Below are 25,669 nucleotides of genomic sequence, written 5' to 3'. Positions count from 1 at the left end.
CCCGCTCAGGCGGTGCCGACGCCGTCCACGGCGGGCTGCCCGCTGTCCTTGGCTGACACCGTGCCCTGCTGGCGGCGGCGCTCGACGGCCGCCATCAGCAGGGTCGGCAGCACGGCCAGTACTGCGGTGCCGAGCACCCACCAGAACGTGGTGCCGAACGCCTCCGCCTGGTCGGACGGCCCGGTGCCGCCGGCCAGGTGCCGCTGGAGCACCACGACGAACACGGCCGTGCCCATGGACCCGCCGACCCGCTGCGCCATGTTGAGCTGCGGTGTCGCGTCGCTGATCTGGCCGGGGTCGAGGGCCTGGAAGGCAGCCGTCATGGCCGGCATGACGGACAGGCCGATGCCCAGGCCCCGTACCACCATGGCCAGGCCGAGCAGCCAGTACGAGGTGTCGGCCCCGATGAGCACGAACGGCACGCTGGCGACCACGCTGACCACCGCCCCGATGACACAGGTGAGGCTGCCGATCTTCTCGAACAGTCGGCTCGACAGGCCCATGGCGACGGCGGCGCCGATGCCCTGCGGGGCGAGCAGCAGGCCGGTCGTCGAGGCGTCCTCGTGCCGGACCACCTGGTAGTAGAGCGGCATGAGGATCATTCCGCCGTAGGTGGCAGCGCCGAAGACGAAGGTCACGAACGAGGCGGAGCCGAACAACCGGTCGCGGTAGAGCCGTACGTCGAGCAGCGGATGCCGCACCCGCAGGGCGCGCAGCACGAACCCGGCGGTCAGCGCCAGGCCCGCCAGGAACGAGCCGAGCACCTGGACCGAGCCGAGCCCGTGGTCGCTGCCCGCCTCGGACAGTCCGAAGGTGATGCCGACCATGCCCAGCGAGACGAGGATCAGTCCGGTCATGTCCAGCGGCCCGGGGTCCTCTCCCCGCCGGTCGGCGGGCAGCAGGCGCAGCGCGAGGGTCAGACCGGCCAGACCCAGCGGCAGGTTGATCAGGAAGATCCACTGCCAGCCGGCGTGATCGACCAGCAGGCCGCCGACGGTGGGGCCGAAGACGGGGGTCAGCACCATCGGGATGCCGACCGCGCCCATCACCCGGGCCAGCCCCTGCTGCCCGGCCGCCGTGACCAGGATGATCTGCCCGGCCGGGATCATCATGCCGCCGCCGATGCCCTGGACGGTGCGGGCGGCGATGAGGGCCCAGGCGCTGTCGACCAGTCCGCAGGCCACCGAGGCAAGGGTGAACAGCAGCAGCGACGCCACGTACAGGCGCCGTGGGCCGACCTTGCGCGCGGCCCACCCCGTCATGGGGAGGACCGCCGCCTGGGCGAGGAGATAGGCGGTGACCACCCACTGGATGGTCTGGAGGGAGCTGTGCAGCGCCGACGACAGCGAGTCGAGGGCGACGTTGACGATGGTCGCGTCCAGGAAGGCCAGTACGGCGCCGACGAGCACGACGATCACGGCTCGTCGCGCCTCGGGCGTCAGTCCCGGCTGTTCCGTCGTGCGGTCCGGTTCATTGCTGGGGGAAGCTGTCACACCAGCAGTCTCAACCGGACGTTCTCCTCTGTCAAACGACTGGTTGATTAAGGCTGAGAGTTGGCTGATTCAGTCAGGTGTGTGGTTGATACGTTTGCTAGGGTGGAGTCATGAGCCCGACCACCGGCCCGACGGCCGAGGAGACCCCACCGGCAGCGAGCGGACGGCAGGGGTCGCGCCGTTCCCCCGCCCCCGAGGAGCGGCAGCGGGACGCCGAGCGATCCCGCAGGGCGCTGTGCGAGGCAGCCCTGGACGAGTTCGCCGAGAAGGGCTTCGCCGGCGCCCGCGTCCAGGACATCGCGGCCCGTGCGGGCGTCAACAAGCAGCTGATCAACTACTACTTCGGCGGAAAGGAAGGGCTCTACCGCGAGATCCAGCGCGGCTGGGCGGAGCACGAGACGGTCTTCGCCGACCCGGACCTGCCACTGGAGGAGATCGCCACCCGCTACCTCGGCGCCGGCCTCGCGGACCCGCGCCCGGCCCGGCTGCTCATCTGGCGGGGCCTGACCGGCGAGTCGACGGCGGACACGTACGACGACGCCACACTCGGCCAGGACGTGGCCAACCTGGGCCACGCCCAGGAGCGGGGCGAGATCGCCGACGACCTCGACCCCGGTTTCGTCCGGCTGGCGCTCATGGGCGTCATCCTGGCCCCCATCATGCTGCCGCAGACGGCCCGTCAGGTGACCGGCCTGGACCCCGGCTCACCGGAGTTCAACGAGTCCTACGGCGAGCAGCTGCGCCGGCTCGTACGCCACCTCGGAGCCACCGCACCGCGGTTCCCGGAAGAAACCGTGACCGAACCCGACGAGGGGAGCGCCCGATGACCGTGCCGTTCAGCGAGGCGGAACTGAGCTATCTGGCCACACAGGGACACGGCCGCCTGGCGACGGTCGGCCCGTCCGGCGAGCCGCAGAACCGTCCGGTCAGCTTCGTCCTCGACACGGACACCGGCACCATCGACATCGGCGGCCCGAACCTCGCCGCCAGCCGCAAGTTCCGCAACATCGAGGCGCACCCTGAGGTCTCGTTCGTCGTCGACGACTTCGCGCCCGCCGGGAGCACGAACTCCCCGTTCCGCGGCCGGGGCATCGAGATACGCGGCCGCGCCGAGGCGCTGCGCGAGCAGGCTCCGCCCAACCCGTACTTCAGCGGCGAGCTGATCCGCATCCACCCGGCCCGCATCGTCGCCTGGAACCTCGACCCCGACACCCCCGGCGTGCACGCCCGGGACGTGGCGACGGACGCCGACTGACCCCCGTATCCGGTGATGGGGGTCAGTCGGCGCAGCACTCCGGCGTCACCAGTCCTGTCGGGTCAGCTCCACGAACCGGGCCAGCCTGGCGATCTCGGCGTCCGCACCGCCCGCTCCGCGCCGGTTGGACAGCGAGACGTGCGTGGCCCCGGCGTCCCGCCAGGTGGCGAGGCGCGCCGCCCACTCCTCCTCGGGCACCAGCTGCAACGGGATCCGCGCCTCGATCCCGAAGGCCTCCTCGTCCCGGCCGTACCGGGCGAGAAGTGCGCGCAGCTCCGCGACGACCTTCATCCCGGCCTCCGTGTCCCGCATCAGCGGCCCGAACATCCTGAAGCCGTCCGCCAGGCGCGCCATCCGGTCCAGGACGGCGGGCCGTGGCACGCCGCCCCCGGCGAAGTCGCCGCCGCCCATCCACACCGGCAGCCGCCGCGCGGGGCGGGGGTTGAGCGCCACGTCCCGCAGCTGAACCAACTCACCGCCGTAACTGACCGCCGGCTCCTCCCACAGCAGCCGCATGGCCTCGATCTGTTCCTCGATCAGCCGGCCGCGGACGGTCGGATCCACGCCGAGGGCGCGGACCTCCTCCCGGTTCCAGCCGACGCTCACCGACAGCCTGAGCCGCCCACCGGACAGGATGTCCACCTCGGCGGCCTGCTTGGCGGCGAGCGCCACCGGCCGCTGCGGCAGCAGGACCGCGGCGGTCAGCTCCACCCGGGAGGTGACCGCCGCGAGATAGGCGGCCTGCGTGAACGACTCGTGCCAGGGCGCGCACGGGGAGATCTCGGAGGGCCAGTCGTCCGTCCGGGCCGAGAGCACATGCTCACCGAAGCCCAGATGGTCGTAGCCGAGATCCTCGAACGCCTGGGCGTAGTCGCGGAGTTCGGCCGGATCGTCGAAGTACGGCAGATCACCGCCGACCCGCAGCCGACGCCGCGCCGGGCGGTCGGCGACGGCAGCCAGGTGGGTGTCCTGCCGCTGAGCACCAGTCACTGGGAACGACCTCCGTTCGTCGGTGCGGTGATGCCGCACGTCCGTCGTCAGGCTGGCCGAGGGGACTCGACCGGGGCTCAAGCATGGCTCGTGCACGGCGGTCCGTACGAGGCGCGCTCCCGCCCGGCGGCGGCTTTCGGCCGCTTCCAGTGGAAGTCGAGCGGCACCTGACACAAGTGGACGGCGGCCGGCATCCGGCGGCCGGACGGAGACCCGACACACGGAGACCCGACACAGGGAAGGGAAGGGGAGCGCGCATGGGCGAGCTCGACCAGACACGACTCGGCGGCGCACCGCCACAGGGCGACGGACGCCGGCTGCCCGAGGGCGTCGGACTGACGGCGGTCGGCGTGGCGCTGGCCCGGGCACGGGAGAGCGCCCGCGAGGACCGGCTCTTCGACGACTCGTACGCCAAGGCGTTCGTGGACGCGGTCGGCGACGAGACGGTCGGCAGCATGAAGGTGTTCGGCAGCTACATCGCCCTGCGGACCGCGCTGTTCGACGACTACCTGCTGGCCGCGGCCCGGGGCGGCTGCACCCAGGTGGTCATCCTCGCCGCCGGCCTGGACACCCGCGCCCTGCGGCTCGACTGGCCCCCCGGAACCCGGGTGTTCGAGATAGACCTGCCGGACGTCCTCGACTTCAAGTACGACGTCCTGGGCGAGGCCGCCGAGCCCGCCGGACGCGGACGCACGACCGTCCCGGCCGATCTGCGCGAGGACTGGGGCGCCGCCCTGGCGGGCGCCGGATTCAGTCCACAGGCGCCGACCGCATGGCTCGCGGAGGGACTGCTGCCGTATCTGACCGAAACCGACAACGACCGGCTCGTCGACCGGGTCGGCGAACTGTCCGCGCCCGGCAGCCGGGTCGGCATCGAAGTCGTCAACCCCACCACCACCTACCGCGGCGACGTCAGCGGCTTCAAGCGCATGCAGTCCTCGATCAACGCCCCGTGGCGCTCCACCCAGCCCGATCCGTCGGGTTGGCTCATCCGGCACGGCTGGCGGCCGGCCGACGCCCCGACCATGGAGGAACTGCACCGGCGCTACGGACGAGAGGCCCTCCTCGACGCCCGCACCGGCACCGGCGCGGGCGGACTGGTCACCGCCGTGCGGGAAGGGTGACGGGATGGCCGCGCCCACCGCCCCGGCCGCCGCGACGGTCGCACTGACCTGCCAGGTGTACACCGAGCCCGCCGGTGACACCCATGACATCCCCTACCGCCTCGGTTTCACCGTCACGGCCCCCGACGCAGTGGGTCCCGGCGAGTCCTTCACCATCGCCGTACAGCCTGAACCGCTCACCTTCAGCCCCCGGTTCAGCAGCCTCGTCCGGGACCTGCGGCTGGGCTTCGTGCCCCCGCGGGGAGCGGACGCGAGCGGCGGCACCCTGTCCGGAGGCAGCGGCCTAGGCGACACGGAGCCGTACACCGAGCGGGTCGGCGGTGCGCTGCTGCTGCACGCTCCCGGGCCCTTCGTGTCCGGTACGACCTTCACCCTGCCGTGCCTGACCTGGACGGCGACCGCCGGGCCGGACGGCGTGGTCGAGGTCGCGCTGGGCGGCCCGGACGGCACCGGACCCGCATGGGAATATCGCTGGGAGCAGCCGTCGAAGGGCATGAACGGCGTCGTCACCGGCCGGCCCGACGGGCCCGCCCTGCTCGTCCGGACCCGGGTCACGGAAGGCTGAACGGCGAGGGCCCCGGCGGTGGTTCATCGCCGGGGCCCTTGCCTCGCTCCTGTTCGGTTACCGGGCCGGAGCCCCCTGCCCGGCGGCGTGCGACAGCGTGGTGCGGCTGTTGTCGCCGAGCAACTCCCGCACCTGCCGCCGCGCGTCGGCAGTCGTGTGGCCCGTGCCCAGTACCCGGGACACCGCCTCCGGGTTCAGGGCCACCGTGTGGCTCGCGGTGGCGAACGGCCCGTCCGGTCCCTCGCCGAACGTCCACAGCCCGCTGTGCCCGAGCAGCAGCTCCGGGGTGACGACCTGCTTGTACGCGATCCACTCCGGCCGCCGGCACACCCGTACCGAATGGGTGGTGTGGGTCGAGCCGTCCGCTGTCGCCGTCTCCATCCGCAGGTCCTGCACCCCGGGCGCGGTCTCGGTGAGCGTGACCCCGGCGACGTGCGGAAGCCGCTCGGGCCACAGGTCCGCCCGGGCCACGAACTCGTAGGCCGCCTCGGGCGGGCCGGTCAGCGCGAGGGTGTCGGTGAACGAGAACACGATCTCCCGCGGCGGATGCCCGGTCTCCACGATCCGGGCGAGCGCGGCGAGTTCCGCCGCGCTGTTGCGGTCCAGCGCCTCGTGCACCCAGGTCACGGCGGACGGTTCGTCGTCGACGACCGTGAAGTGGTGCCGCAGCACCACCTCGGTCCGGCCGCCGTCCAGCTCGCGGAAGAGCCACTCGCCGCCCATCGAGGCGACCGGCGGACTGCTGACCTCCTGCTCGAAACCGACCGTGCGCCGGTCGGCGTCGAGGGTCCGGCGCGACACCCAGTCGCTCACCCGCCCGTTCACCGTCGCCCAGAGCCGGATCCGCTCGCTGTCCCGGTCGCCTTCGAGCCGGAGGGCGTGCACGGTGGGGCCGAAGACGGCCGGCCACAGCGTCACGTCCGCCACCAGGTCGTACAGCGGCCCGGGCGGCGCGTGGACCACCCGGCTGTGCTCGGTGTGCCGCAAGTCGGGTCCGGCCGTCACCGGGCGTCCGCCGGAACGGCCCGGTTGACCAGGTCGAGCAGGTCGCGCGGCGTCTCCGCGTCGGCGATCACGTCGTCCGCGAGGGCGACTCCGTAGTCCCGCTCGATCCGGGCGGCGGTCTCCATCAGGGCGAGTGAGTCGTATCCCAGGTCACCGAACGCGGTGTCGAGGATGTCGCCGCTCAGGTCGATGCCGTCGTCCTCGCCCGCGCAGGCGACGAGGATGCGCCGGAGGTCGTCCATGTGGATCTGTGCCATGACTTGGTCTCCTACCAGGAAGTGGTGGGTCGAAGTACGGGGTGGGGGACGTCAGTTCGCCGGACCGGTCACGACGACCGCCGAGTTGAAGCCCCAGCGCCCGCGAGCGAGCACCAGTGCGGCCCGGACGGGCAGCGCGCGGGGTTCTCCGAGGACGAGGTCGATGCCGTAGTCGGCCGGCACCGACGTGGTGTGCGCGGTCGCCGGGACCACACCGTCCCGGACGGCGAGCAACGCGGCGACCAGGTCGGCCGGTCCGCCGCCCGCGTACATCCGGCCGGTGAGGGACTTGGGCGCGGTCACCGGCACGGCACCCGGCCCGAACAGGCCGCTGATCGCTTCCGCCTCGGCCCGGTCCAGCTCCGGCACCCCGGCCGCGTCGGCGAAGACGACGTCGATGTCGCCTGCCGCCAACCCCGCGTCGGCCAGCGCCAGTTCGGCCGCGCGGCGCAGCCCCGGCGGGCGGCCCGAGCCGGGCCGCGGATCGAAGGTGGATGCGTACCCGGCGAGCGTGCCGTAGATCTGCTCCGCACCGCGCAGACGGGCCGAGGCGGCGTCCTCGACGATCAGGATCGCGCCGCCCTCGGCGGGAACGTGCCCGGACGCGGCGGTGTCGAAGGGCAGATACGCGCGAGCCGGGTCGGTCGCCGTCGTGATCCGGCCGCTCGCCGACTGCGCCACCCATCCCCACGGATCGAAGGCGGAGTCCACTCCGCCGCTCAGCACCAGACGGGTGCCGCGCCGCACGGTACGGCGGGCATGGCCCACGGCGTCCAGGCCGCCCGCCTGCTCCGCGACGAGGGCGGCACTCGGACCGCGCATGCCGTGCCGGATGGAGATCTGGCCGGTGTTGACGGCGTAGAACCAGGCGAACGACTCGTAGACGCTGACGTGCTGCGGGCCCTTGCTCCAGAGCTTGTTGAACTCTCGGTGGGTGAACTCGAAGCCGCCCTGCGAGGTGGAGGTCACCACGCCCATGTCGTAGTCGGGCAGTGTCTCGGCGCTCACACCGGCGTCGTCGAGCGCCCATGCCGCGGCGGCCAGCGCGTACCGGGTCGAGACGTCGGTCTGCGGCAGCAGCCGGCTGGGCAGGTGCTCGGCGGCCTCGAAGTCCCTGATCTGCCCGGCCAGCCGCGTCCGGTAGCCCCGGACGTCGAACCGGGTGAGTTCCCCGATGCCGCTGCGGCCGGTGAGCACGGACTTCCAGTACTCCTCGGTGCCCAGACCGCCCGGCGCCACCACCGAGACTCCGGTGACGACCACGGGAGAGGCGTCGCGCCCGGGGGCGTCGGCCGTCGGCAGGCTCGCGCGGTCGCTGGTAGGGCGGCTCATGCGGCGACCTCGGGCCGGTGCAGCACCATCGCGCTCTGGAACCCGCCGAACCCGCTGCCGACCGAGAGCACGGTGTCCACCCGCTGGTCGCGGGCGGTCAGCGGCACGTAGTCCAGGTCGCACTCGGGATCGGGGGTGTGCAGATTGGCCGTGGGCGGTACGACGTTGGTCCTGAGGGCCAGCGCGCAGGCCGCGATCTCGATGGACCCGATGGCGCCGAGCGAGTGCCCGACCATCGACTTGATGGAGCTGACGGGCACGTCGTAGGCGTGCGCGCCGAGGCTTCGTTTGAGCGCCGCGGTCTCGTGGCGGTCGTTCTGCTTGGTGCCGGAGCCGTGCGCGTTGACGTAGTCGACGGCGGTGCGGTCGAGCCGGGCCTCGTCGAGCGCCGCCCGGATCGCCTCGGCCATCTCCCGGCCGTCCTTCTTCAGACCGGTCATGTGGTACGCGTTGCAGCGGGTCGCGAATCCGCCGACCTCGGCGTAGATCTGCGCGCCGCGGGCCCGGGCCGCCTCGAACTCCTCCAGGACGAACATCGCGGCGCCCTCTGCCAGGACGAAACCGTTGCGCGAGCCGTCGAACGGGCGGGAGGCATGCTCCGGGTCGTCGTTGCGGGGCGTCGTCGCCTTGATGGCGTCGAAGCAGGCGACGACGATCGGTGAGATGGGAGTGTCGGACGCGCCCGCGAGGACGACGTCGGCGGTTCCCTCACGGATCAGCTGAACGCCGTGCCCGACCGCGTCCAGGCCGGAGGTGCAGCCGTCGGACACCATCGTCACCGGGCCCTCGGCGCCGACGCTCCAGGCCACCTCGGCGGGCATCACCCCCGGACTGAGGTAGTCGGCCATGTGCGGGGAGAGGAAACCGTCGTCCACCAGCCACTGCCGGCCGCTGTCGGACAGCACCAGGTACTCCCGCTCGAGGCTGGTCGCGGACGCGACCGCGCTGCCCAGGCTCACCCCGATACGGCACGGGTCCAGAGCCGCGGGTTCGAGGCCGCTGTCGGCGACCGCGTCCCGGCTGCACGCGACGGCGAACTGCGTCGCGCGGTCCATCCTGCGCACCTCGCGCGGGCTGAACCCCTCCGCCTCGGCGTCGAAGTCCACCTCGCCCGCGATCCGGGACCTGAAGGGCGAGGGGTCGAAACGGGAGATCCTCCGGGTGGCCGTCCGCCCATCGCTCAGCAACGACCAGAACGCCTTCGTTCCCAGGCCGCCCGGGGTACGCACCCCGATGCCGGTGATCACAACGCGCCGAGCCATATCGCCTCCGTACATGCAGCCCATCACGGTCCGTTACTCGGGTCTCCAGCAGGCTGCGGTCGGCGCCTTGAGCCTGGCTCGAAAGCGGATCGGGGGCGGCGACGGAACGGGGTCGACGGCCGGCCTGTCCGCCGGCCGCCACTACGAGCCTTGGAATCCCGAACGCGCGGGTTCAAGGGTCCAGGGAGGCGGGGCACAGCACACGGGGTGATCAGACTCGTACGTCTCGCTGCTGAACTTCCTTGAGGACTCCGGCCACTGTCGCGAAGTCGTTGTCCACGTGGAGGACAGTGTGCCCATGGTGCACAGCTGTGGCGCACACCAGCAGGTCGATGGCTCCAGCCGCCCGATGCCGGCCCTGCTGAGTCAGCTTGTACTGTGCGGTGTCGACCCAACGCCAAGCGTTCTTCGGAACGGGCGAGAGTATGCAGAGCGCGTCCAGTTCCTCCGCCAGCTCATCCCGATGGGACGGGCTGGTTGCCGAGTAGAGAAATTCTGCACGGGTCGGCTCGCAGAGGTGGAACACCCCGGCGGCGATGTGCCCCTCCCAGGGGCGCAACGCACCCGGGGTGCGAAACAGGTGCCACAGAGCCGAGGTGTCCACCAAGTACGTGATCACTCGAAGGCCTCGCGTCGCCCACGCTTCTCAGCGTCATGCGCCGCTGCGGCCTGCTCGAACTCGCCACGCGCACCTCGCGCGGCCAGTTTCTCCGCAGCCTCAAGCCTCTTGATCCGCGCGACATAGTCCCGAAGGGCCGCGTTGACGGTCTCCTTCTTGGTTGTGACACCCATGAGCCGCATGGCCTCGGCCAACGCCTCGTCGTCGAGATCGATCTGAGTGACGGACACCGGCGCCTCCCATATCCGTGATGTACATATCCAGGATACATCACCAACATTGGATGGGGCGTCGATCACGCACACGCCGCTTCACAGAAGCATGATCGACGAGTTGGACCCTATTGACCTTTTCGCCCATGTTCCGAACGCCCTGTTGCCGAGCTGCTGTCAGATCGGGCTCGACACCCGGGTCACCGGGCGATCCGGTAGCGGTGTTCGGGACGGCCGGTGGCTCCGTAGCGGAGTTCGAGCCGAACCATGCCCTCCCGTACGAGATAGGAGAGATACCGCTGGGCCGTGGCGCGGGAGACTCCGGTGAGCTCAGCGGCCTGGGCTGCGGACAGGGGGTCGTAGGCAGTGCGCAGGACCTGGTGCAGGAGGGCGAGGGTGGGTGCGGAGTGCCCCTTGGCAGGGACGCGGGGGACGGCCGGCGGCCGGGCGGCGCTGAAGAGGGCGTCCACGTCGGCCTGGTCGGTGCGTGGGGCGAGGCCCAACGCGGCTACGCGGTGCTGGAGTTCGCGGTAGGCGGTGAGCCGTTCGGCCAGGTCGGCGGAGCCGAACGGCTTGACCAGGTAGCCCACGGCGCCGAGCTTCATGGCGGTCCTTACCGAGGTGATGTCCCGGTCGGCGGTGATCATGATGACGTCGGGACGGGCACCGCCCTCGTCCGAGCTGAGCCGCCGCAGCACGTCGAGTCCGCTGCCGTCGGGCAGGAAGACGTCGAGCAGCAGCAGGTCGGGGTGGAGGGTGCGCACCGCGTCCAGCGTCTCGGCCACGGTCGCCGCCCGGCCGACCACCTCGAAGTCCTCGATGCGGGACGCGTAGTCACAGTGGATGTGACTGACCCGGAAGTCGTCGTCCACCACCAGGGTCCGGATCATCCGCGGTCACCTCCGGTCGTCGAGGCCGTCATGAACTGTGCGTCGCGTGGCACGGGAGTGCCGTCCGTCAGGGGCAGTACGACGGTGAAGACCGCGCCCGGCCCCTCGCTGACCGTGATCGTCCCGCCGTGCCGCTGGGTCAGCCGGTGGACGAGGGCCAGGCCCAGCCCGCGCCGGGCGGTGCCCCGGTCGGGCCGGGTCGACCAGCCGTCCTCGAAGATCGACTCGGTGGCGCCCGGCGGAATCCCCGGGCCGCTGTCGGCGACCCGCACCATCACCAGGTCGACGGCCTCGACCAGCGAGAGCAGCACCTCCCGGCCACCCGCCGGGGGCGGTCCGCCGGAGGCCGCGTCGATCGCGTTGTCCAGCAGGTTGCCGACGATGGTCAGCAGCCGGCGCAGATGCGGCGGGTCCTCGCCGAGCGCGGAGTCCTCACTGAGCACCATCCGTACCCCGCGTTCCGCGGCCACCGTGGTCTTGGCGACGATCAGCCCCACGAGCAGCGCGTTGCCGATCCGTTCGCGCACGGACTCGGTCAGCGCCTGGTCGGCGCCGGCCGACTCCACGGCGTACTCGAAGGCGGCGTCGTGGTCGCCGATGTCCAGCAGCCCGGCCACGGTGTGCATACGGTTGGTGAACTCGTGCTGCTGGGCGCGCAGGGCGTCGGTCAGCCCGCGCACCGAGTCCAGTTCGCGCAGCAGTCCGATCAGCTCGGTGCGGTCGCGCACGGTGACCACCGCGCCCAGTTCGCGGCCGTGCAGCGTCACCGGCATCCGGTTGACCACCAGGCAGTGGTCGTCGGTCAGCACGTTGAGGTCGGTGCCTGTCAGGGTGCCGTCCAGGGCGCGGCGCAGCCGTCCGTCGGGCAGCACCTCGTCGAGCCGGCTGCCGAGCGCCGTGCCGAGGCCGAGCAGAGTGCGGGCCTCGTCGTTGACCACGGTGATCCGGCCGTCGGGAGCGAAGGCGAGCACGCCCTCCCGGATGCCGTGGAGCATGGCCTCGCGATCCTGGAACAGTCCGGCGATCTCCTCCAGCTCCAGCCCGAAGGTCGACCGCTTCAGCCGCCTGGCCAGCAGGAACGCGGCAGCCGAGCCGAGTGCGACGGCGATCGCGCTGTACAGGCCGAAGGTGGGCAGCTCCCGCCACAGCTCGCCGAGCACATCGTGTTCCGGGATGCCCGCCGAGACCTCGCCGACCAGCTTGCCCGTGGGCCCGTACAGCGGAGCCTTGCCGTTGGCGGACCGCCCGGTCGCGCCTTGGTCGGAGCCGACATGGGGACGGCCGTCGAGGACCACGATCGGATCGCCCACCGGCTCGCCGATCAGCGCCGGGTCGGGGTGCGAGTGGCGGACGCCTCGTAGGTCGATCACGACCACGTACGACGCCCCCGACGCCTTCCGTATGCGTTCGGCGACCGTCTGCACGACGTCGCCGCCACCGCCGTACTCCACGGTGTGCCGGATCTGCGGGTCGGCGGCCGTGGTCTGCGCGATGTCCAGCGCCCGCTGCTCGTAGGCACGGTCGATCTCGGCCCGTTGGGCGAACGCGAACAGTACGAAGCCGATGGCTCCGGTGAGGGCCAGGATGGCGAGCTGGTTGGCCAGGATCCGCGCGGAGAGCCTCCCCTTCCCGCCGCGGCCGATCCGGATTCGGATGGGCATCACAGGTGACTTCGCCCTTGTCGTACGGCCGGGCCCGGCCCCTTCGCCGTACCCGTGGTGGCGTGATTGTGTCCCACCGCGGACATTCTGCCCACCCCCCGAACCGCTGAGCAGAATGCGCAGAACCCCCGTTAACACGACTAACGCGGGATACGTCTGAAACAGCGACGTAACACCGCGCGGCCTCTAGCGTCTGCCTTCCTCGACCTCCGAGGACCTCCGAGAGGGGAAGGAGACAGCCTCAGATGGCTTCGCGAAACGACGTCGCGGCGGGCCCCGTCGCCGAGACGACCGGCCAGGACAGCGCCCGAGTCGAGATCTCAGGGCTCACCAAACGCTTTCTGACTCCCGCGGGTGAGGTGTTCACGGCACTCCAGGACGTCTCGTTCACCGTGGAGCCGGGCCAGTTCTGCGCGGTGGTCGGCCCGACCGGCTGCGGCAAGTCGACGACGCTGAGCATGGTGTCCGGGCTCGACCGGCCCAGCGAGGGCTCGGTCAAAGTCGGCGGCCGTGAGGTGGACGGCGTCACCGACGGCGTCAGCTTCATGTTCCAGACCGACGCCCTGCTGCCCTGGAAGACGGTCCTCGGCAACGTCCTGATGGGCCCCGTCTTCCGCAGGGTGCCCAAGCAGCAGGCCCACGCCTCGGCACGCGACTGGCTGCGCCGGGTGGGCCTGACGGGGTTCGAGGACCGCTACCCGCACCAGCTCTCCGGCGGCATGCGCAAGCGCGTGGCGATGGCCGCGGCACTGATCAACGAACCCAAGATCCTGATCATGGACGAGCCGTTCGGCGCCCTGGACGTGCAGACCAAGGCGATCATGTCGACCGAACTCCTCGGCTTGTGGGAGCAGATCCGCCCGTCGGTCATCTTCATCACCCACGACCTCGACGAGGCCGTGGCGCTCGCCGACCGGGTCGTCGTCATGACGTCCAGCCCCGGCTCGGTCAAGGCGGTCTTCGACATCGACCTGCCGCGCCCGCGCGGCGCGGTCCAGGAGATCCGCTTCCAGCCCCGCTTCATCGAACTTCAGCACCAGATCTGGGACTGCCTGCGTGAAGAGGTGGAGCGCGCCTACGCACGCACCGCAGGAGGTACGGCATGAGTACGACGTCCGCTGTTTCCACCGCTCCGGCCGCGAACGCCTCCCAGGTCTCGGCCGCGGCCGCCGCGCGGAGCGCCGTCCGGCGGCGCACCGCGCTGGTGTGGGCGGGGCGCATCGGGCTCGCGGTCTTCGTCCTCGGTGGCTGGCAGGCTTTCACCGCCTGGGGGATCGTCGACCCGTTCTTCTTCGGGCAGCCGTCCGGCATCGCCAAGCGGCTGGTCGACCTCTTCCGGCACGGCACCGAGTTCGGGTCTTTCTACTCGAACATCTGGACAACGATCCAGGAGGCGCTCGTCGGCTTCGCCCTCGGGGCCGTCACCGGAGTGGTCTTCGGCGTCGCGCTCGGCCAGAGCCGCTTCCTCGCCGACGTGCTCGGCCCCTACATCAAGATGGTCAACGCGATCCCCCGTATCGTCCTCGGCTCGATCTTCATCGTCGCGTTCGGCATCGGCGTGCTGCCGAAGATCCTGCTCGCCGCGGTGCTGGTGTTCTTCATCGTCTTCTTCAACGCCTTCCAGGGCGTCCGCGAGGTCGACCGCAACATCCTCGCCAACACCAGGGTCCTCGGCGCCTCGCAGCTGCAGATCATCCGGCACGTCACCGTGCCCTCGGCACTCACCTGGATCATCGCCAGCCTGCACAGCGCCTTCGGCTTCGCCATCGTCGGCGCGCTGGTCGGCGAAGTGCTCGGCGCGCAGAGCGGCCTCGGCCTGGTCATCAAGACCGCGCAGAACAACTTCGACCCCAACGGCGTGTTCGCCACGATGCTCGTCATCTCGGTCATCGTGCTCGGCGCCGAGTGGCTGATCGGCAAGCTCGAACACCGGCTGCTGTCCTGGCGCCCGCCGGCCCCGACCGAGGCCGCCAACACCATCTGACGCCCCCTCCCCTGCTTCGTCCCAGTACCCTCAGCAAAGGAATGTGGTCAGCCATGTCCAGACGACTCGTCGCCGTCGCCGCGTCCGTCCTCACCGTTCTCGCCCTCGGCGCCACCAGCGCCTGTTCCGGCAACTCCTCCGCCTCGACCGGCGGTTCGGGCTCCACACCGACCGTCAAGCTCATGGCCGGCGGCCTCGACAAGCAGATCTACCTGCCCTACCAGCTCGCCCAGCAGCTCGGTTTCTACAAGAAGTACGGCGTCAACGTGCAGTTGAGCACCGAGCAGGACGGCGGCGTGGGCGCCGAGGAGGCCATGGCCTCGGGGCAGGTGGACATGGCGGGCGCCTGGTACAACCACACGATCGAGTTCCAGGCGAAGGGCAAGGCCGTCGAGGACGTCGTACAGCTCTCCGGCGCGCCGGGCGAGCGCGAGATGTGCACCAGCAAGTCGGGCGTCCACTCGGCCGCCGACTTCAAGGGCAAGACCCTCGGCGTCACCGACCTGGGGTCGGGCACCGACACCCTCACCCAGTTCCTGGCCGCCAAGAAGGGCATAAAGACCAGCCAGTTCCACCGGATCGGGGTCGGCGCGGGCTCCACCGCCATCGCCGCACTGCAGAACGGCAAGGTCGACTGCGTGATGACCACACAGCCGACCGTGGCCGCGATCCAGAAGAAGGGCGTCGGTACCTCCGCGATCGACCTGGCCACCACGGACGGCGCCACGGCGGCGATGGGCGGTGCCTATCCCGCCGCCAGCGTGCTCGCCCGCACCGACTGGGTGAACTCGCACAAGGCCACGGTGCAGAAGGTCGTCGACGCGCTCGTCGCCACCATGCACTGGATCAACGCCCACAGCGCGGCCGACATCGCGAACAAGCTCCCGGCGTCGTTCGTGTCGAACCAGCTGGTGACCAAGGCCGACTACATCTCGGCCCTGAACGAGGACAAGGGACAGTTCCTCCCGGACGGTCTCATGCCGGCCGGCGGCCCGAAGACCTCCCTGGCGACGGAGAAGCTGGTCGGCAACGTGAAGGGGGCAGTGGACCTCGGCAAGACGTTCACCAACGACTTCGCCGTCCAGGCCAACAAGACCGAGGGCTTCAAGACGACCACGACCCCGGCCGGCCCGAACGGCTGAGCCTGCGCCCTGGCCGAGGCCGCCCAGCTGATCGCCAGTTGGGCGGCCGTCCGGCTTTCCCTGCCGAACGGGTCGGCCATTCCTGAACGCCGGACCACCCTCTTATGACGCTCTCACCTCATCTGGACGAACCTGGAGTGCCCATCTCACCTCTACATGATGTAGTAGCTGAGTATGGAGAAGGTGGACATGGCCGCCCATACCGTCGACACGGGAGTGCGGCGGCGCTACACACGCCCGCCCAGCGCCGGCCGGCCACGGGCTTCCGACGACGCGGACAACCCCCAGCAGTGGCACCGGGGCATGACGCTGATCGGGACGATCAGCCTGTTCATCGGTACCCGCTCGGCCTGGACCCAGGCGATGCTCTCCGATCCGCCCGTCGCCGCGGTCATCTCCGTCTGTTACGCCGGGATCCTCGTATGCGGGGTACTCGCACTCGCCGTACGAGGTCGTCGGGCCCTGGTCCGGGTGGACGCCGGAGTTCTCGTCCTCGCGGTGGCCCTGGTGATCTGCGGTTACTGGCTGAACCACATCGGCACCGACGAGGGCGTACTGACCGCACAGGCCGCGAACCAGATCACGCACGGCCGCCCCGTCTACGGACAGCCCTGGCCCTGGCTGTTCGGCACGTCCAATTCCGGCCTGACCAAGACGATGTCCGGTTCGGCGGACTACACGTACGGCTATCCCCCGCTGACCGCCCTGCTCGCCGCACCGGTCCGCGCCCTCCTGCACACGTCGGCAGCCGCCACCCTGGTCACCACGGGGGCGCTCATCGCCGGAACGGTCATGCTGTGGCTCCTGCTACCCGCCCCGTGGCGGTCGGCGGCCACCGCCGTGTGCCTCGGCTTCGGCACCCTCCCCGGCTACGCCCGCTCCGGCTACCCGGCGATCGTCGCCCTGGCCCTGCTGATCCCGGTGACGGTCTACTGGCCGACCACCGGAGCGGGCGGACGCCTGGGACGGAGCGGGGCGCTGCGGGCCGGGTGTCTGGGGGCCGCCTGCGCCGCCCAGCAACTGGCCTGGTTCTTCGCCCCGTTCCTCCTGATCGGCCTGTACGCGGTACGGCGCGGCGAACTCGGGGCCCGCCCCGCGGCGGCCGTGCTGGGCCGTTTCGCCGGGGTCGCGGCCCTGACGTGGGCCGCAGTGAACGCCTACTTCGCCGCGCAGGGCTTCTCCGCCTGGCTGCACGGACTGCTGCTGCCCCTCACCCAGAAGGCGATCCTGCACGGCCAGGGCCTGATGGGCATCTCCTACTACTTCACCGACGGCAGCAGCCGCCTCGACTACTACTCCTACGCCAGCGAGCTGCTCCTCGTCGGCCTGCTCGCCGCGACCCTGCTGTTCGCCCGCCGTCTGGGAACCGCGCTGACCGTCCTGCCCTGGCTGTCCTTCTACCTCGCCACCCGTTCCCAGGACGGCTACTTCCTGATGATGACCCCACTGTGGCTGGCCGCCGCCGCGACGGTCCCCGCCTCGGCCCTGGCCCACGCCTGGCAGCCCCGTATCCCCCGCCTCACCGGCCGCCCCGCCAAGGCCGCCGTGGCGTTGGCGCTGGTGACCCCGGCACTGCTGTGCGCCTGCATCGCCGCCGCCAGCCCGCCGCCCCTGCGTATGACCCTCACCACTCACCTCTCCGGCCGGTCTCACCGCGCCGTCACCTCCGTCACGGTGCGCGCGGCCAACACCACCGGCACCGCCCTCACCCCGCACTTCGCCAGCCGCCTCGGCCAGGGCGCCTCCGGCTGGTGGACCATCACCTCGGGCCCCGCCACCCTCGCCCCGCACAGCACGGCCGTGTACGTCGTACGACCGGCCGGCGGCCACCGCGCCCTGCCCGGCGCGAATCGACGCCTGTACCTCATCGCCGTCACCGGAACACCCATGACGATCAGCACCGCACGCATCGAGGGCACCGCGTAGCCCGGAGTCGGCGAGGGTCAGGCAGACGGGGAACTCGGCGTCGGCCGGGGAATCGGCGATTCACAGACGGATGCCGTGGGCGGTGACCGTGCGCACGACCGGCTGGCGCCCCCTGGCCGGGCGACGTCCTACGAAGGTCGCGGGGCGGGGCGCCGACGCTCCTGGAGATGGGCGTACCCCGTCAAGCCGATCAGGCCCGTCAGGAGTACGGCCGACGAGCCCGCCGTGCCGAGGTCGAGGCCGCCCTTGGCGACCGGCTTGGTCAGGAAGTCACCGGCGGTGGCGCCGAGCTGACGGGTCAGCACGAACGCGATCCACAACAGCAGCACGTTCGGCACCGCGGGCACCTTCATCAGCGCGACGAGCACCAGCAGCACGCCCGTCACCAGCGCGGCCCCGCCGGCGTAGCCGAGGCCCGAGCTGTCGGAGAGGAAGTCGCCCATGGAGGTGCCGAGGGTGTTGGCGACGAGGATCGCCGACCAGAACAGCGCCTCCCCGCGGAAACTGACGATGTCGCGGATGACGAACGTCATCCCGGTCGGCTTCCACACGGCGAAGACGACGCCCAGGATCGAGATCAGGATCGCCGCGCCGGCCGGATAGCCGAGGCCGAAACCCTGCGGTCCCCAGCCCAGTGAAGTCGCGCCCTTCGCAAGGTACTTGGTGCCGGCGTCGCGGTTCATGAAGTCGGACATCGTGGTGCCGGCCATGCCGAGCTTCAGGTTCCTGAACGCCTCCCGTGCTGCTCAGGCCGCCTGTCCCGCGACGGGCTCGCGGTCGATGACGTCCTTGCGGGTCACCGTCAGATACACCACCATGCCGAGAATGACCGCGAGGAAGAGGACGCTCGTGACGACGGTGCCGAGGCCGAGGCCGCCGTCACCGGTCGGCTGGGAGAGGTAGTCGCCGATCGAGGCGCCCAGCGGACGGGTGAGGACGTAGGCGATCCAGAAGCTCCACACCGCGTCCAGGCCGAGGGCGAAGTGGGCGATGCCCACAGCGGCGATGGCCAGGGCGAACAGGACCGCCGAGAGCCAGTAGCCGAGGTTCATGCGCTCGGAGACCAGGTCACCGGCCGCCGTGCCCAGCGCGAAGGTGAACAGCACGGCCAGCCAGTAGAAGGACTCCCGGCCGGTGGTGTCGATGCTGTGGATCGACAGGGTCCGCTCCCGCCGGTACCAGACGACGAACACGACGGCGAGAATGATCCCGAACACCGTGGTGGTCGTCTCCAGCGGGACGCCCATATTGTCGGTCAGGTTGTCGCTGATCAGAGTGCCGACCACGCTGATCAGGGCCACGGCGAGCCAGTACACGCCCGCGCGGTAGGCGGTCGTGCGGAACTGGACGACCGTTGGCGTCCCGTTCGGCTTCCGGTGTTTCGGACAGTTCGTAGGTCATGAGACACGACCGTGCCAGTGGATACCTGAACGCATCCTGACTGCGCGTGCTGATCACCTGTCCCACACGTACCGTCCGAGAAGGATGCCCTCATGTACATCCACCTGTCCCACCTGCGCATATCGGCGTCCCGTCCCGCCCCTGCCCTCGTGACGGAAGAAGGCCGCCGTGAACCCTCCCGCTGTTTCCCACTCGCCTGTTGACCGTGCGACGAACTGGCTGCGCCGTCGGCTCGGCCGCGCCGTCCTCGTCTCCTACGTCACCGCTCTGCTCCTGCCGGGGGCGGGCCTGTGGTTGCGCAGCCCGCACGCCGTGCCGCTGGGCGGACCGGCCCACCTGACACTGCGCACCACCTCGCTCCTGCTGTCCCTGGTGCTGTTCTCGGCCGGGCTCCAGGTACCCGTCCGCGCACTCGGCCGCGTGCTACGGCGTCCCAAGGCCATGCTGGCCGGACTCGCACTGCATCTGGCGATTCCGCTGCTCGTCGTGCCGTTCGTCGCCTTCCTGCTGCGCGGCACCCCCGACTCCGACGGCGGCAGCGGACTGCTCACCGCGATGATCCTGATCGTGGCCATGCCCGTGGCCGCCGGCGCCACCGTATGGACCAGCAAGGGCGAGGGGGACCAGCCGACCATGGTCGGACTCGTCCTCGCCTCCACCCTGCTCAGTCCCCTCACCACACCACTCCTGCTGGCGGCTCTGGCACCGCTGCTCAGCGGCGGCTACGCACAGACGCTCACCAGCACGAGCGGCTCCGCCCACAGCGGATTCACTCTCGCCACCGTTGTCCTGCCCTGCGCCGCAGGCCTCCTGTGCGCGCTCGTGCTGCCGCCGTCGTGGCAGGGCCGTCTCCTGCGGGTCGTGGTGCCCTCGGCCCTGGCCGGCTCGCTGGTTCTGACCTACGTCAACGCCAGCGGCGCCCTCGGTTCCTTCCTGGCCCACCCGCGTCCGCTGCTGTTCGCCGCCGCCCTCGCCGTGGCCGCCCTGGTGTGCGCGCTGTCCTTCGTGCTGGGCCGTCTGGCCGCCCGCGTCCTGCGGCTGGACGCTCCGGTGGCCTCGTCGCTGACCCTGGCCTGCGGCATGAACAACAGCAGCGCGAGCGCGGTACTGATCACGACCTCGCTGCCCGACAAGCCCCACCTGCTGCTGCCTGTGCTCGCCTACGGGCTGTTGCAGAAAGCGGCCGCCAACCGGGTCGTCGCCAGACTGCGGCCCGCCTCCCCCGCGGTCTCCTAGCGCGTCATGCTCCACCAGATCCGCAGCGGACACTCGTACGCGAAGATCACAAGATCACCACCTGCACCCCGTCCCGGAGCTGGAACTGACCGAACCGGTCGACCGGGCCGCAGGGGACGTGCCCTTCGGCTTCACCGCCGCGAGACGTGCCCGCTGTGGAGCCGCCTTACAAGCTCTGGGTTGCCGGGGCCGGCTCTCCCTCGGCGGCGGAGGAACGCCTGCGGCGCCGGAGGGCGGGCAGGGGTGGCGGGGTGAGGAAGCCCTCGGCGCGGGCGCCGGCCAGGCCGATGCGGGGGATGTCGCCGCTCTTGGCGAACAGCAGGAAGCGGGGCTCCCACACGGGCCGGTACTTGGCGTTGGCGCGGTAGAGCGACTCGATCTGCCACCAGCGGGAGAAGAAGGTGAGCATCGAGCGCCACAGCCGCAGTACCGGGCCCGCGCCGAGGCGCGCGCCGCGTTCGAAGACCGAGCGGAACATGGCGAAGTTCAGCGACACCCGCCGTACGCCCAACTCCTTCGCGCGCAGCAGCAGTTCAACGACCATGAACTCCATCAGGCCGTTCTCGCAGGCGCGTTCCCGGCGCATCAGGTCCAGGGAGAGGCCGTCCTCGCCCCAGGGGACGAAGCTGAGCAGGGCGCGCGGTTCGCCGTCGGCGTCGCGGCATTCCAGCATCACGCAGCGGCCGTCGCCGGGGTCGCCGAGCCGTCCCAGCGCCATGGAGAAGCCGCGTTCGGTCGGTCCGTCGCGCCAGTGGTCGGCCTTGTCGATCAGCAGCGCCATCTCGTCGTCCGTGATGTCCTCGTGGGGTCGGACGCGCACCGTGTATCCGGCCCGGTGCACCCGGTTGTGCGCCTGCCGTACGGCCCGCATGGCACGTCCTTCGAGGGCGAAGTCGGCGATCTCCACGATGGCCTCGTCGCCCAGTTCAAGGGCGTCCAGCCCATGCCGGGCGTAGATGGTGCCGGCCTCCTCGCTCGCGCCCATCACCGCCGGGGTCCAGGCGTGCCGGCGGGCCTCTTCCAGCCACGCGTCGATGGCGCCGGGCCATGCCTCGGGGTCGCCGATGGGGTCGCCGGAGGCCAGGCTGACGCCGCCGACCACCCGGTAGGTGACAGCCGCTTTGCCGCTGGGCGAGAAGATGGCGGCCTTGTCGCGGCGCAGGGCGAAGTAGCCGAGGGAGTCTCGCTCACCGTGCCGGGCCAGCAGGTCGCGCAGCCGCTGTTCGTCGTCCTCGCCCAGCAGGGCGCGGCCACGCGGGGCACGGAAGCAGGCGTACAGGACGAGCAGGAAGGTGGCTGCGATCAGGATGTTGATGAGGATGTCGACCCAGCGCGGCGCGTGCACGGCGTCGACGCGGTCGGCGAGCGGACCGACGCTGATGCCGCGCAGCAGGGTGTAGGCGATCTCGTCGGTCAGCGTGGCGCCCGGCAGCTTGTTGGTGGCGGCGACCAGCAGCGTGCCGATCGTGCCGCTGACGAGGAGACCGCCCGCTCCCGCGGCGAGGGCCAGCTTCGGGTTGGAACGGTCCCCGACGGCCTTGAACTCCCCGCGCCCGACCAGCAGCGCGGCCACGAACAGGCCGGTGAGAAGCAGGGAGCCCCAGTTGGTGACGTGCTCGCGGTACGCCTCCTGGGTCATGGCCAGCGTGTACAGCGCGAACAGCCCGCCGGCCAGCAGCAGGTTGAAGATCCACGCGGCCCGTTTGCGGCGCCGCATCACCACGGCGAGGAAGAGTGCCAGCGCCGCCGAGATGAGACCGGCGGTGGCCAGATAAGGGGTGAAGTACTCACCGACGTTGTGCTCTTGGACCTCGTCGCGGAACGACAGCGAGACCACCGCGGCCAGGTTGAGCACGGCGAGCAGCCTCAGATACCAGACCGTGGCCGAGGCCGCGCCCCCGCGCAGCCGTGTACGGGGGCGCGGTGACCCGGCCGGGGAGGGAACGCGGTCCGTGGGCGTGTGCTGTCGGAGGTTCGAGGGCGAGAGGTGTGCGGGCACCGTGGGAGTTCACCTCGGAGGGAGGCCGGGGTCACCGGCGTGGACGGGGACGGAAGAAGGGCTGAGCCGGCGGGTTCGGATACGAGGATCTGACGCATGACCTGGGCCGTTCGCTCGGCGGCGTATCGTACGGCTTCCCACGCGCCGAGGTCGTCGCCGCCATGGCGTCTGATGTCACCGCTACTCCTCCCGCGCGCAGGCGATCGACAAGTTGTCCGAGACCGTGCAGTACAGCTGCACCCGCACCCCGGCCGCATGCTGCGCCGGGCAGAGGAAGACGTTCTTCTCGCCGCTGATGCCGTCCGGATGCCTGCCCACGCGTAACGGCTCTCCCTCCGTCCCCGCGTCCAGGTAGAGATCCCAGATCCAGTCCCGTGCGGTGCACGCGGTGGCGAGGGCGTCCAGCGGAATCCGTACCTGGAACCGGCCACCGTAACCGTCGGCGGGCAGCCGCATCTCGGCGTGGCCTCCATCGCGGGCCTGAAGTATGAGGGTGGCCTGGTCAACGCCGATTCCGACCAGGGACAGCCGCAGCACGATCCCTCCCCGGCGCGGCCGGACCTCGTCCACCTCGGCGATGCGCTCCGGGTGCATGCGCGTTAATTTGACCACGTTCAGCCCGACCCCTGCCATAGACCCTACAGCCTGTAGGGTATCGAGCACCCTGCATGCAGTCGAGCACGAGGGACGGATGATGACCAGGCCCTTGCACACCGTGGGGTTGCACCCCACCGACGGCCACGAGCCGGCACTCGCACCGGCCACGGGCCGGGACCGGAAGGGCCAGTGGTGGCTGGCAGCGGTGGCGGGCGCCTTCGTCCTGGCCCAATTGACAGTCGTGCGACCGGGGATGGGGCTGGGCTGGGACGAGTCGGTGTACGTCAGCCAGGTCAGCTCCCACGCCCCGGCGTCGTTCTTCAGCGCCCCGCGCGCCCGCGGCATCTCGCTGCTGGTGGCACCGGTCGCCGGATGGTCGTCGTCCACCCCGCTCCTGCGGGTCTACCTGGCACTGCTGTCGGGCCTCGGGCTGTTCGTGGCGCTGCGCGTCTGGCGCGGCCTGTTCCCGGTCCGGGTACTCACGCTGGGCGGCGCACTGTTCGCGAGCCTGTGGGTGACCGTCTTCTACGGCCCTCAGGCCATGCCCAACTACTGGGTGGCGGTCGGCGCCCTGACAGGTGTCGGCTGCTTCCTGCAGGCCCAGACCGACCGCACCCGGCGTGGGCCGGTGTGGGGGCTGGCGGCAAGTGCCCTGCTGATGGCGTGGATGCGGCCCACGGACGCGGTGTGGGTGGCCTTGCCGCTGCTCTTCGCCCTGGTGGTTCTTCGCCAGTGGCGGCACGCGCGGCTGCTCATCGCTCTGGCGGGTGGCCTGGTGGCCGGGGCGGCCGAATGGGTGATAGAGGCGTACGTCCGCTTTGGTGGGCTGAGTCAGCGGCTGTCCGAGGGATCCGACATCCAGGGCGGTCTGGGCTGGCACATCGCCATCGGTGACCAACTGCGCAGCCTGAGCGGGCGTTCGCTGTGCCGCCCGTGCACCGGCGCGATGCCGAACCCCGTGGTGACGGCCTGGTGGTTCGCCCTGCCGGTGCTGGCGGCGATCGGGCTGGCAGTCGCCGTGCGGGGTCGGCGTACGCCGTCCACCGCGCTGCCGTTGGCCTGCGCGGTGACGGCGGCGATCCCGTATCTGTTCCTCATCGGCTACGCCGCGCCCCGCTTCCTACTGCCCACCTACGCACTGCTGGCCATCCCGGTCGCCGACGCGCTCGTCTGGCTGGTCACCGCGCCGGGCCGGGCCTGGCGGCCGGTCGCCGTGACGCTGGTGGCAGTGGGCCTTGCCGGGCATCTGGCGGTGCAGTACGCGGTGCTGGCACACACCGTCCGGCGCACCACCGCCGACCACGAGACTTGGGAACGCACGTCCGCCGCGCTGCGCCGACTGGGTTTACGCCCGCCCTGCCTGCTCACCGGGCCCTCGACCATCCCGATCGCCTTCTCCGCCGGGTGCGCCTCCGCCAGTACCGATGGCCCCAACGCCAACACCGACGCTACGGGCATCGCCCAGGCGGCCCAGCGGATGCCGGTCGCGGTCCTCACCACCGGCGCGACCCGTCCGCCGTCCTACGCACGCGGCTGGAGACTCGTCCGGCTGGACGGTGCCGTGTACGCCTACATCGCCCCCACCGCACTACGAGATCGCGTCACCTGACCGCTTCGCCCCGGGCCCGGTCCTCGCGGGTCGACGCGTCCACCGGCACACGGCCACCACGCTCCTCGCGCCGTCCGCCACGGCTGTGCTCGCGACCCGGCACTGGGCTGTCATCGACGCCGGGACCGCCAACAGGGCACGGTCAGCGAGCCGCCGGCCACTCTGCTCCCCAGGGCTGGTGGTGCTGGGTGTACCTGTGCGCCTGACGATTCTGTGACCCTCAGCCTTGCACCCGGAACACCCAGGTGCGGTAGGACCAGAAGCGGAAGGCGGTCGCGCAAGCGATCCCCGCGATCTTGAAGAGGTTGCTCTCAAGAGCCGAGTCCCAGCCGAAGCCGTACGTTGCGACGTACAGCACCCCGTTCTCGATCACCAGGCCGACGACGCTGAAGAGACAGAAGAGAGCGAACTCCACGGCACGGCCCTGAAGGTCCCGGTGCCGATAGGCGAAATACCGGAAACCCAGGTAGTTGAAGACTATCGCCACGCTGGTCGCGATGATGCTGCATCGCACCACGGGCAGGGACGTCACCGCTCGGCTGACGTTGAACACGACGAGATTGACCCCGACGCCCAGCCCGCCGACGGCACCGAACCTGACGACCTCCCGAAGCAGCGCGGAATGCTCCGTGCGCTTCGTGTCTGTCTCATCCGCTGTGTTCACCGGACGCGGAGTCCTCCAGAGATTCGGGTTTCGCGCGGTCGTGCTCAGCGAGCGGGGTGCCGAACCTCATAGATCTTCCGACACCACGAAGCGTTCTCGGGCTGATCCACAGGTCCGCACGTCCCAGAACACACACCGGTCATCAGGCTTGGCCGTGACCGTGCGGACGGTCCGGTCGGCTGCCGGAGCGCCTCACCAGGTCCGGTGTGACTCGCCGAGTTGCCGATAGAAGGTCGGCCACGACCGCCGCGGGCACATCCGCAGATGCGCCTTGGAAGGACACAGGATCAGCCGGAACTCCATGAGCATCCTCCCTTGGCGTGATCTTCCGTGGCACGGTATCGCGGACGTCTGCGCGGGACGGTGATGTCGCGCCCGCATGCCCGGCAGGCGTCGTTCGAGGGGGCAGCCGTTTTCGAGCGTGAGGGTGCGGAGGCGTGTGAGGA

Annotated in this window: 24 protein-coding genes and 1 pseudogene; 10 read left to right on the top strand and 15 right to left on the bottom strand. The window is 70.8% G+C overall.

The features are described from left to right. Window positions 1-5 precede the first annotated feature (5 nt). Window positions 6-1,493 (bottom strand): DHA2 family efflux MFS transporter permease subunit, encoded by a 1,488-nt coding sequence (locus OH768_RS35695; RefSeq protein WP_406460058.1) that lies wholly within the window; start codon window positions 1,491-1,493, stop codon window positions 6-8. A 110-nt stretch (window positions 1,494-1,603) separates the two neighbouring features. Here OH768_RS35695 and OH768_RS35690 point away from each other — a divergent pair, with 110 nt between their 5' ends. Beyond that, window positions 1,604-2,320 (top strand): TetR/AcrR family transcriptional regulator, encoded by a 717-nt coding sequence (locus tag OH768_RS35690; RefSeq protein WP_406460057.1) that lies wholly within the window; start codon window positions 1,604-1,606, stop codon window positions 2,318-2,320. Beyond that, window positions 2,317-2,748: a PPOX class F420-dependent oxidoreductase gene (locus OH768_RS35685; RefSeq protein WP_406460056.1), complete on the top strand. Its 432-nt coding sequence runs from the start codon at window positions 2,317-2,319 to the stop codon at window positions 2,746-2,748. The genes OH768_RS35690 and OH768_RS35685 overlap by 4 nt, the downstream gene beginning before the upstream one ends. Before the next feature lie 45 nt (window positions 2,749-2,793). On the opposite strand, the gene OH768_RS35680 is transcribed toward OH768_RS35685, so the two are convergent. Continuing rightward, complete coding sequence (locus OH768_RS35680) at window positions 2,794-3,738, bottom strand: TIGR03619 family F420-dependent LLM class oxidoreductase (protein ID WP_406460055.1); 945 nt, start codon at window positions 3,736-3,738, stop codon at window positions 2,794-2,796. A gap of 257 nt (window positions 3,739-3,995) precedes the next feature. Between OH768_RS35680 and OH768_RS35675 the strand changes: the two genes are divergently transcribed. Then, window positions 3,996-4,862, top strand: coding sequence for an SAM-dependent methyltransferase (locus OH768_RS35675; protein WP_406460054.1), 867 nt, complete (start codon window positions 3,996-3,998; stop codon window positions 4,860-4,862). A 4-nt stretch (window positions 4,863-4,866) separates the two neighbouring features. Then, on the top strand, window positions 4,867-5,427 hold the full coding sequence (locus OH768_RS35670; protein ID WP_406460053.1) for a hypothetical protein: 561 nt from the start codon (window positions 4,867-4,869) through the stop codon (window positions 5,425-5,427). Window positions 5,428-5,484: 57 nt separating this feature from the next. Here the strand turns inward: OH768_RS35670 and OH768_RS35665 are convergent, their stop codons facing one another. From OH768_RS35665 to OH768_RS35630, 8 genes are all read right to left on the bottom strand, one after another. Then, window positions 5,485-6,432, bottom strand: coding sequence for an aromatase/cyclase (locus OH768_RS35665; RefSeq protein ID WP_406460052.1), 948 nt, complete (start codon window positions 6,430-6,432; stop codon window positions 5,485-5,487). Further along, a complete protein-coding gene (locus OH768_RS35660; RefSeq protein ID WP_406460051.1) occupies window positions 6,429-6,689 on the bottom strand; it encodes an acyl carrier protein in 261 nt (86 codons plus the stop codon). Before OH768_RS35660 ends, OH768_RS35665 begins: the two co-directional genes overlap by 4 nt. Before the next feature lie 51 nt (window positions 6,690-6,740). After that, window positions 6,741-8,021 (bottom strand): ketosynthase chain-length factor, encoded by a 1,281-nt coding sequence (locus OH768_RS35655; RefSeq protein WP_406460050.1) that lies wholly within the window; start codon window positions 8,019-8,021, stop codon window positions 6,741-6,743. Beyond that, a complete protein-coding gene (locus tag OH768_RS35650; protein WP_406460049.1) occupies window positions 8,018-9,283 on the bottom strand; it encodes a beta-ketoacyl-[acyl-carrier-protein] synthase family protein in 1,266 nt (421 codons plus the stop codon). The genes OH768_RS35655 and OH768_RS35650 overlap by 4 nt, the downstream gene beginning before the upstream one ends. Before the next feature lie 211 nt (window positions 9,284-9,494). Continuing rightward, window positions 9,495-9,902 (bottom strand): PIN domain nuclease, encoded by a 408-nt coding sequence (locus tag OH768_RS35645; protein ID WP_406460048.1) that lies wholly within the window; start codon window positions 9,900-9,902, stop codon window positions 9,495-9,497. Further along, entirely contained in the window at window positions 9,899-10,132 is a 234-nt protein-coding gene (locus OH768_RS35640; RefSeq protein WP_406460047.1) for a type II toxin-antitoxin system VapB family antitoxin, read from the bottom strand. The genes OH768_RS35645 and OH768_RS35640 overlap by 4 nt, the downstream gene beginning before the upstream one ends. 182 nt (window positions 10,133-10,314) lie before the next feature. Further along, on the bottom strand, window positions 10,315-11,004 hold the full coding sequence (locus tag OH768_RS35635; RefSeq protein ID WP_406460046.1) for a response regulator: 690 nt from the start codon (window positions 11,002-11,004) through the stop codon (window positions 10,315-10,317). Beyond that, window positions 11,001-12,665 (bottom strand): ATP-binding protein, encoded by a 1,665-nt coding sequence (locus tag OH768_RS35630; RefSeq protein ID WP_406460045.1) that lies wholly within the window; start codon window positions 12,663-12,665, stop codon window positions 11,001-11,003. Before OH768_RS35630 ends, OH768_RS35635 begins: the two co-directional genes overlap by 4 nt. A gap of 245 nt (window positions 12,666-12,910) precedes the next feature. Between OH768_RS35630 and OH768_RS35625 the strand changes: the two genes are divergently transcribed. The 4 genes from OH768_RS35625 to OH768_RS35610 all read left to right on the top strand — a co-directional run bounded on the left by OH768_RS35625 (window position 12,911) and on the right by OH768_RS35610 (window position 17,717). Continuing rightward, window positions 12,911-13,771, top strand: a complete 861-nt coding sequence (locus tag OH768_RS35625; protein ID WP_406460044.1) for an ABC transporter ATP-binding protein — start codon at window positions 12,911-12,913, stop codon at window positions 13,769-13,771. Beyond that, entirely contained in the window at window positions 13,768-14,649 is an 882-nt protein-coding gene (locus tag OH768_RS35620) for an ABC transporter permease (protein ID WP_406460043.1), read from the top strand. Before OH768_RS35625 ends, OH768_RS35620 begins: the two co-directional genes overlap by 4 nt. 53 nt (window positions 14,650-14,702) lie before the next feature. Continuing rightward, the gene (locus OH768_RS35615; protein ID WP_406460042.1) at window positions 14,703-15,791 is read left to right on the top strand and encodes an ABC transporter substrate-binding protein; all 1,089 of its coding nucleotides are present in this window, start codon (window positions 14,703-14,705) and stop codon (window positions 15,789-15,791) included. A 189-nt stretch (window positions 15,792-15,980) separates the two neighbouring features. Further along, entirely contained in the window at window positions 15,981-17,717 is a 1,737-nt protein-coding gene (locus OH768_RS35610; protein ID WP_406460041.1) for a hypothetical protein, read from the top strand. Window positions 17,718-17,845: 128 nt separating this feature from the next. Here OH768_RS35610 and OH768_RS35605 read toward each other — a convergent pair whose 3' ends face one another. Further along, window positions 17,846-18,427, bottom strand: a complete 582-nt coding sequence (locus OH768_RS35605) for a hypothetical protein (protein ID WP_406460040.1) — start codon at window positions 18,425-18,427, stop codon at window positions 17,846-17,848. A 36-nt stretch (window positions 18,428-18,463) separates the two neighbouring features. Continuing rightward, window positions 18,464-19,069, bottom strand: a pseudogene (locus OH768_RS35600) (hypothetical protein); the annotation flags it as partial. A 217-nt stretch (window positions 19,070-19,286) separates the two neighbouring features. Here OH768_RS35600 and OH768_RS35595 point away from each other — a divergent pair. After that, a complete protein-coding gene (locus OH768_RS35595; protein ID WP_406460039.1) occupies window positions 19,287-20,354 on the top strand; it encodes a sodium-dependent transporter in 1,068 nt (355 codons plus the stop codon). 166 nt (window positions 20,355-20,520) lie between these two features. Here the strand turns inward: OH768_RS35595 and OH768_RS35590 are convergent, their stop codons facing one another. Together OH768_RS35590 and OH768_RS35585 are read right to left on the bottom strand one after the other, a co-directional pair. Further along, window positions 20,521-22,260, bottom strand: a complete 1,740-nt coding sequence (locus OH768_RS35590; RefSeq protein ID WP_406465582.1) for a phosphatidylglycerol lysyltransferase domain-containing protein — start codon at window positions 22,258-22,260, stop codon at window positions 20,521-20,523. 273 nt (window positions 22,261-22,533) lie between these two features. Continuing rightward, a complete protein-coding gene (locus OH768_RS35585; RefSeq protein ID WP_406460038.1) occupies window positions 22,534-22,947 on the bottom strand; it encodes a hypothetical protein in 414 nt (137 codons plus the stop codon). A 100-nt stretch (window positions 22,948-23,047) separates the two neighbouring features. Here OH768_RS35585 and OH768_RS35580 point away from each other — a divergent pair, with 100 nt between their 5' ends. Next, window positions 23,048-24,559, top strand: coding sequence for a hypothetical protein (locus OH768_RS35580; protein ID WP_406460037.1), 1,512 nt, complete (start codon window positions 23,048-23,050; stop codon window positions 24,557-24,559). Between the two features lie 220 nt (window positions 24,560-24,779). On the opposite strand, the gene OH768_RS35575 is transcribed toward OH768_RS35580, so the two are convergent. Further along, window positions 24,780-25,223: a GtrA family protein gene (locus tag OH768_RS35575; protein WP_406460036.1), complete on the bottom strand. Its 444-nt coding sequence runs from the start codon at window positions 25,221-25,223 to the stop codon at window positions 24,780-24,782. Window positions 25,224-25,669: the final 446 nt, after the last annotated feature.

The organism is Streptomyces sp. NBC_01622 (genome assembly GCF_045209635.1).
GTDB lineage: Bacteria > Actinomycetota > Actinomycetes > Streptomycetales > Streptomycetaceae > Streptomyces.
The sequence above is the reverse complement of the archived record's forward strand: the minus strand, read 5'-3'. Positions and strand labels throughout refer to the sequence as shown.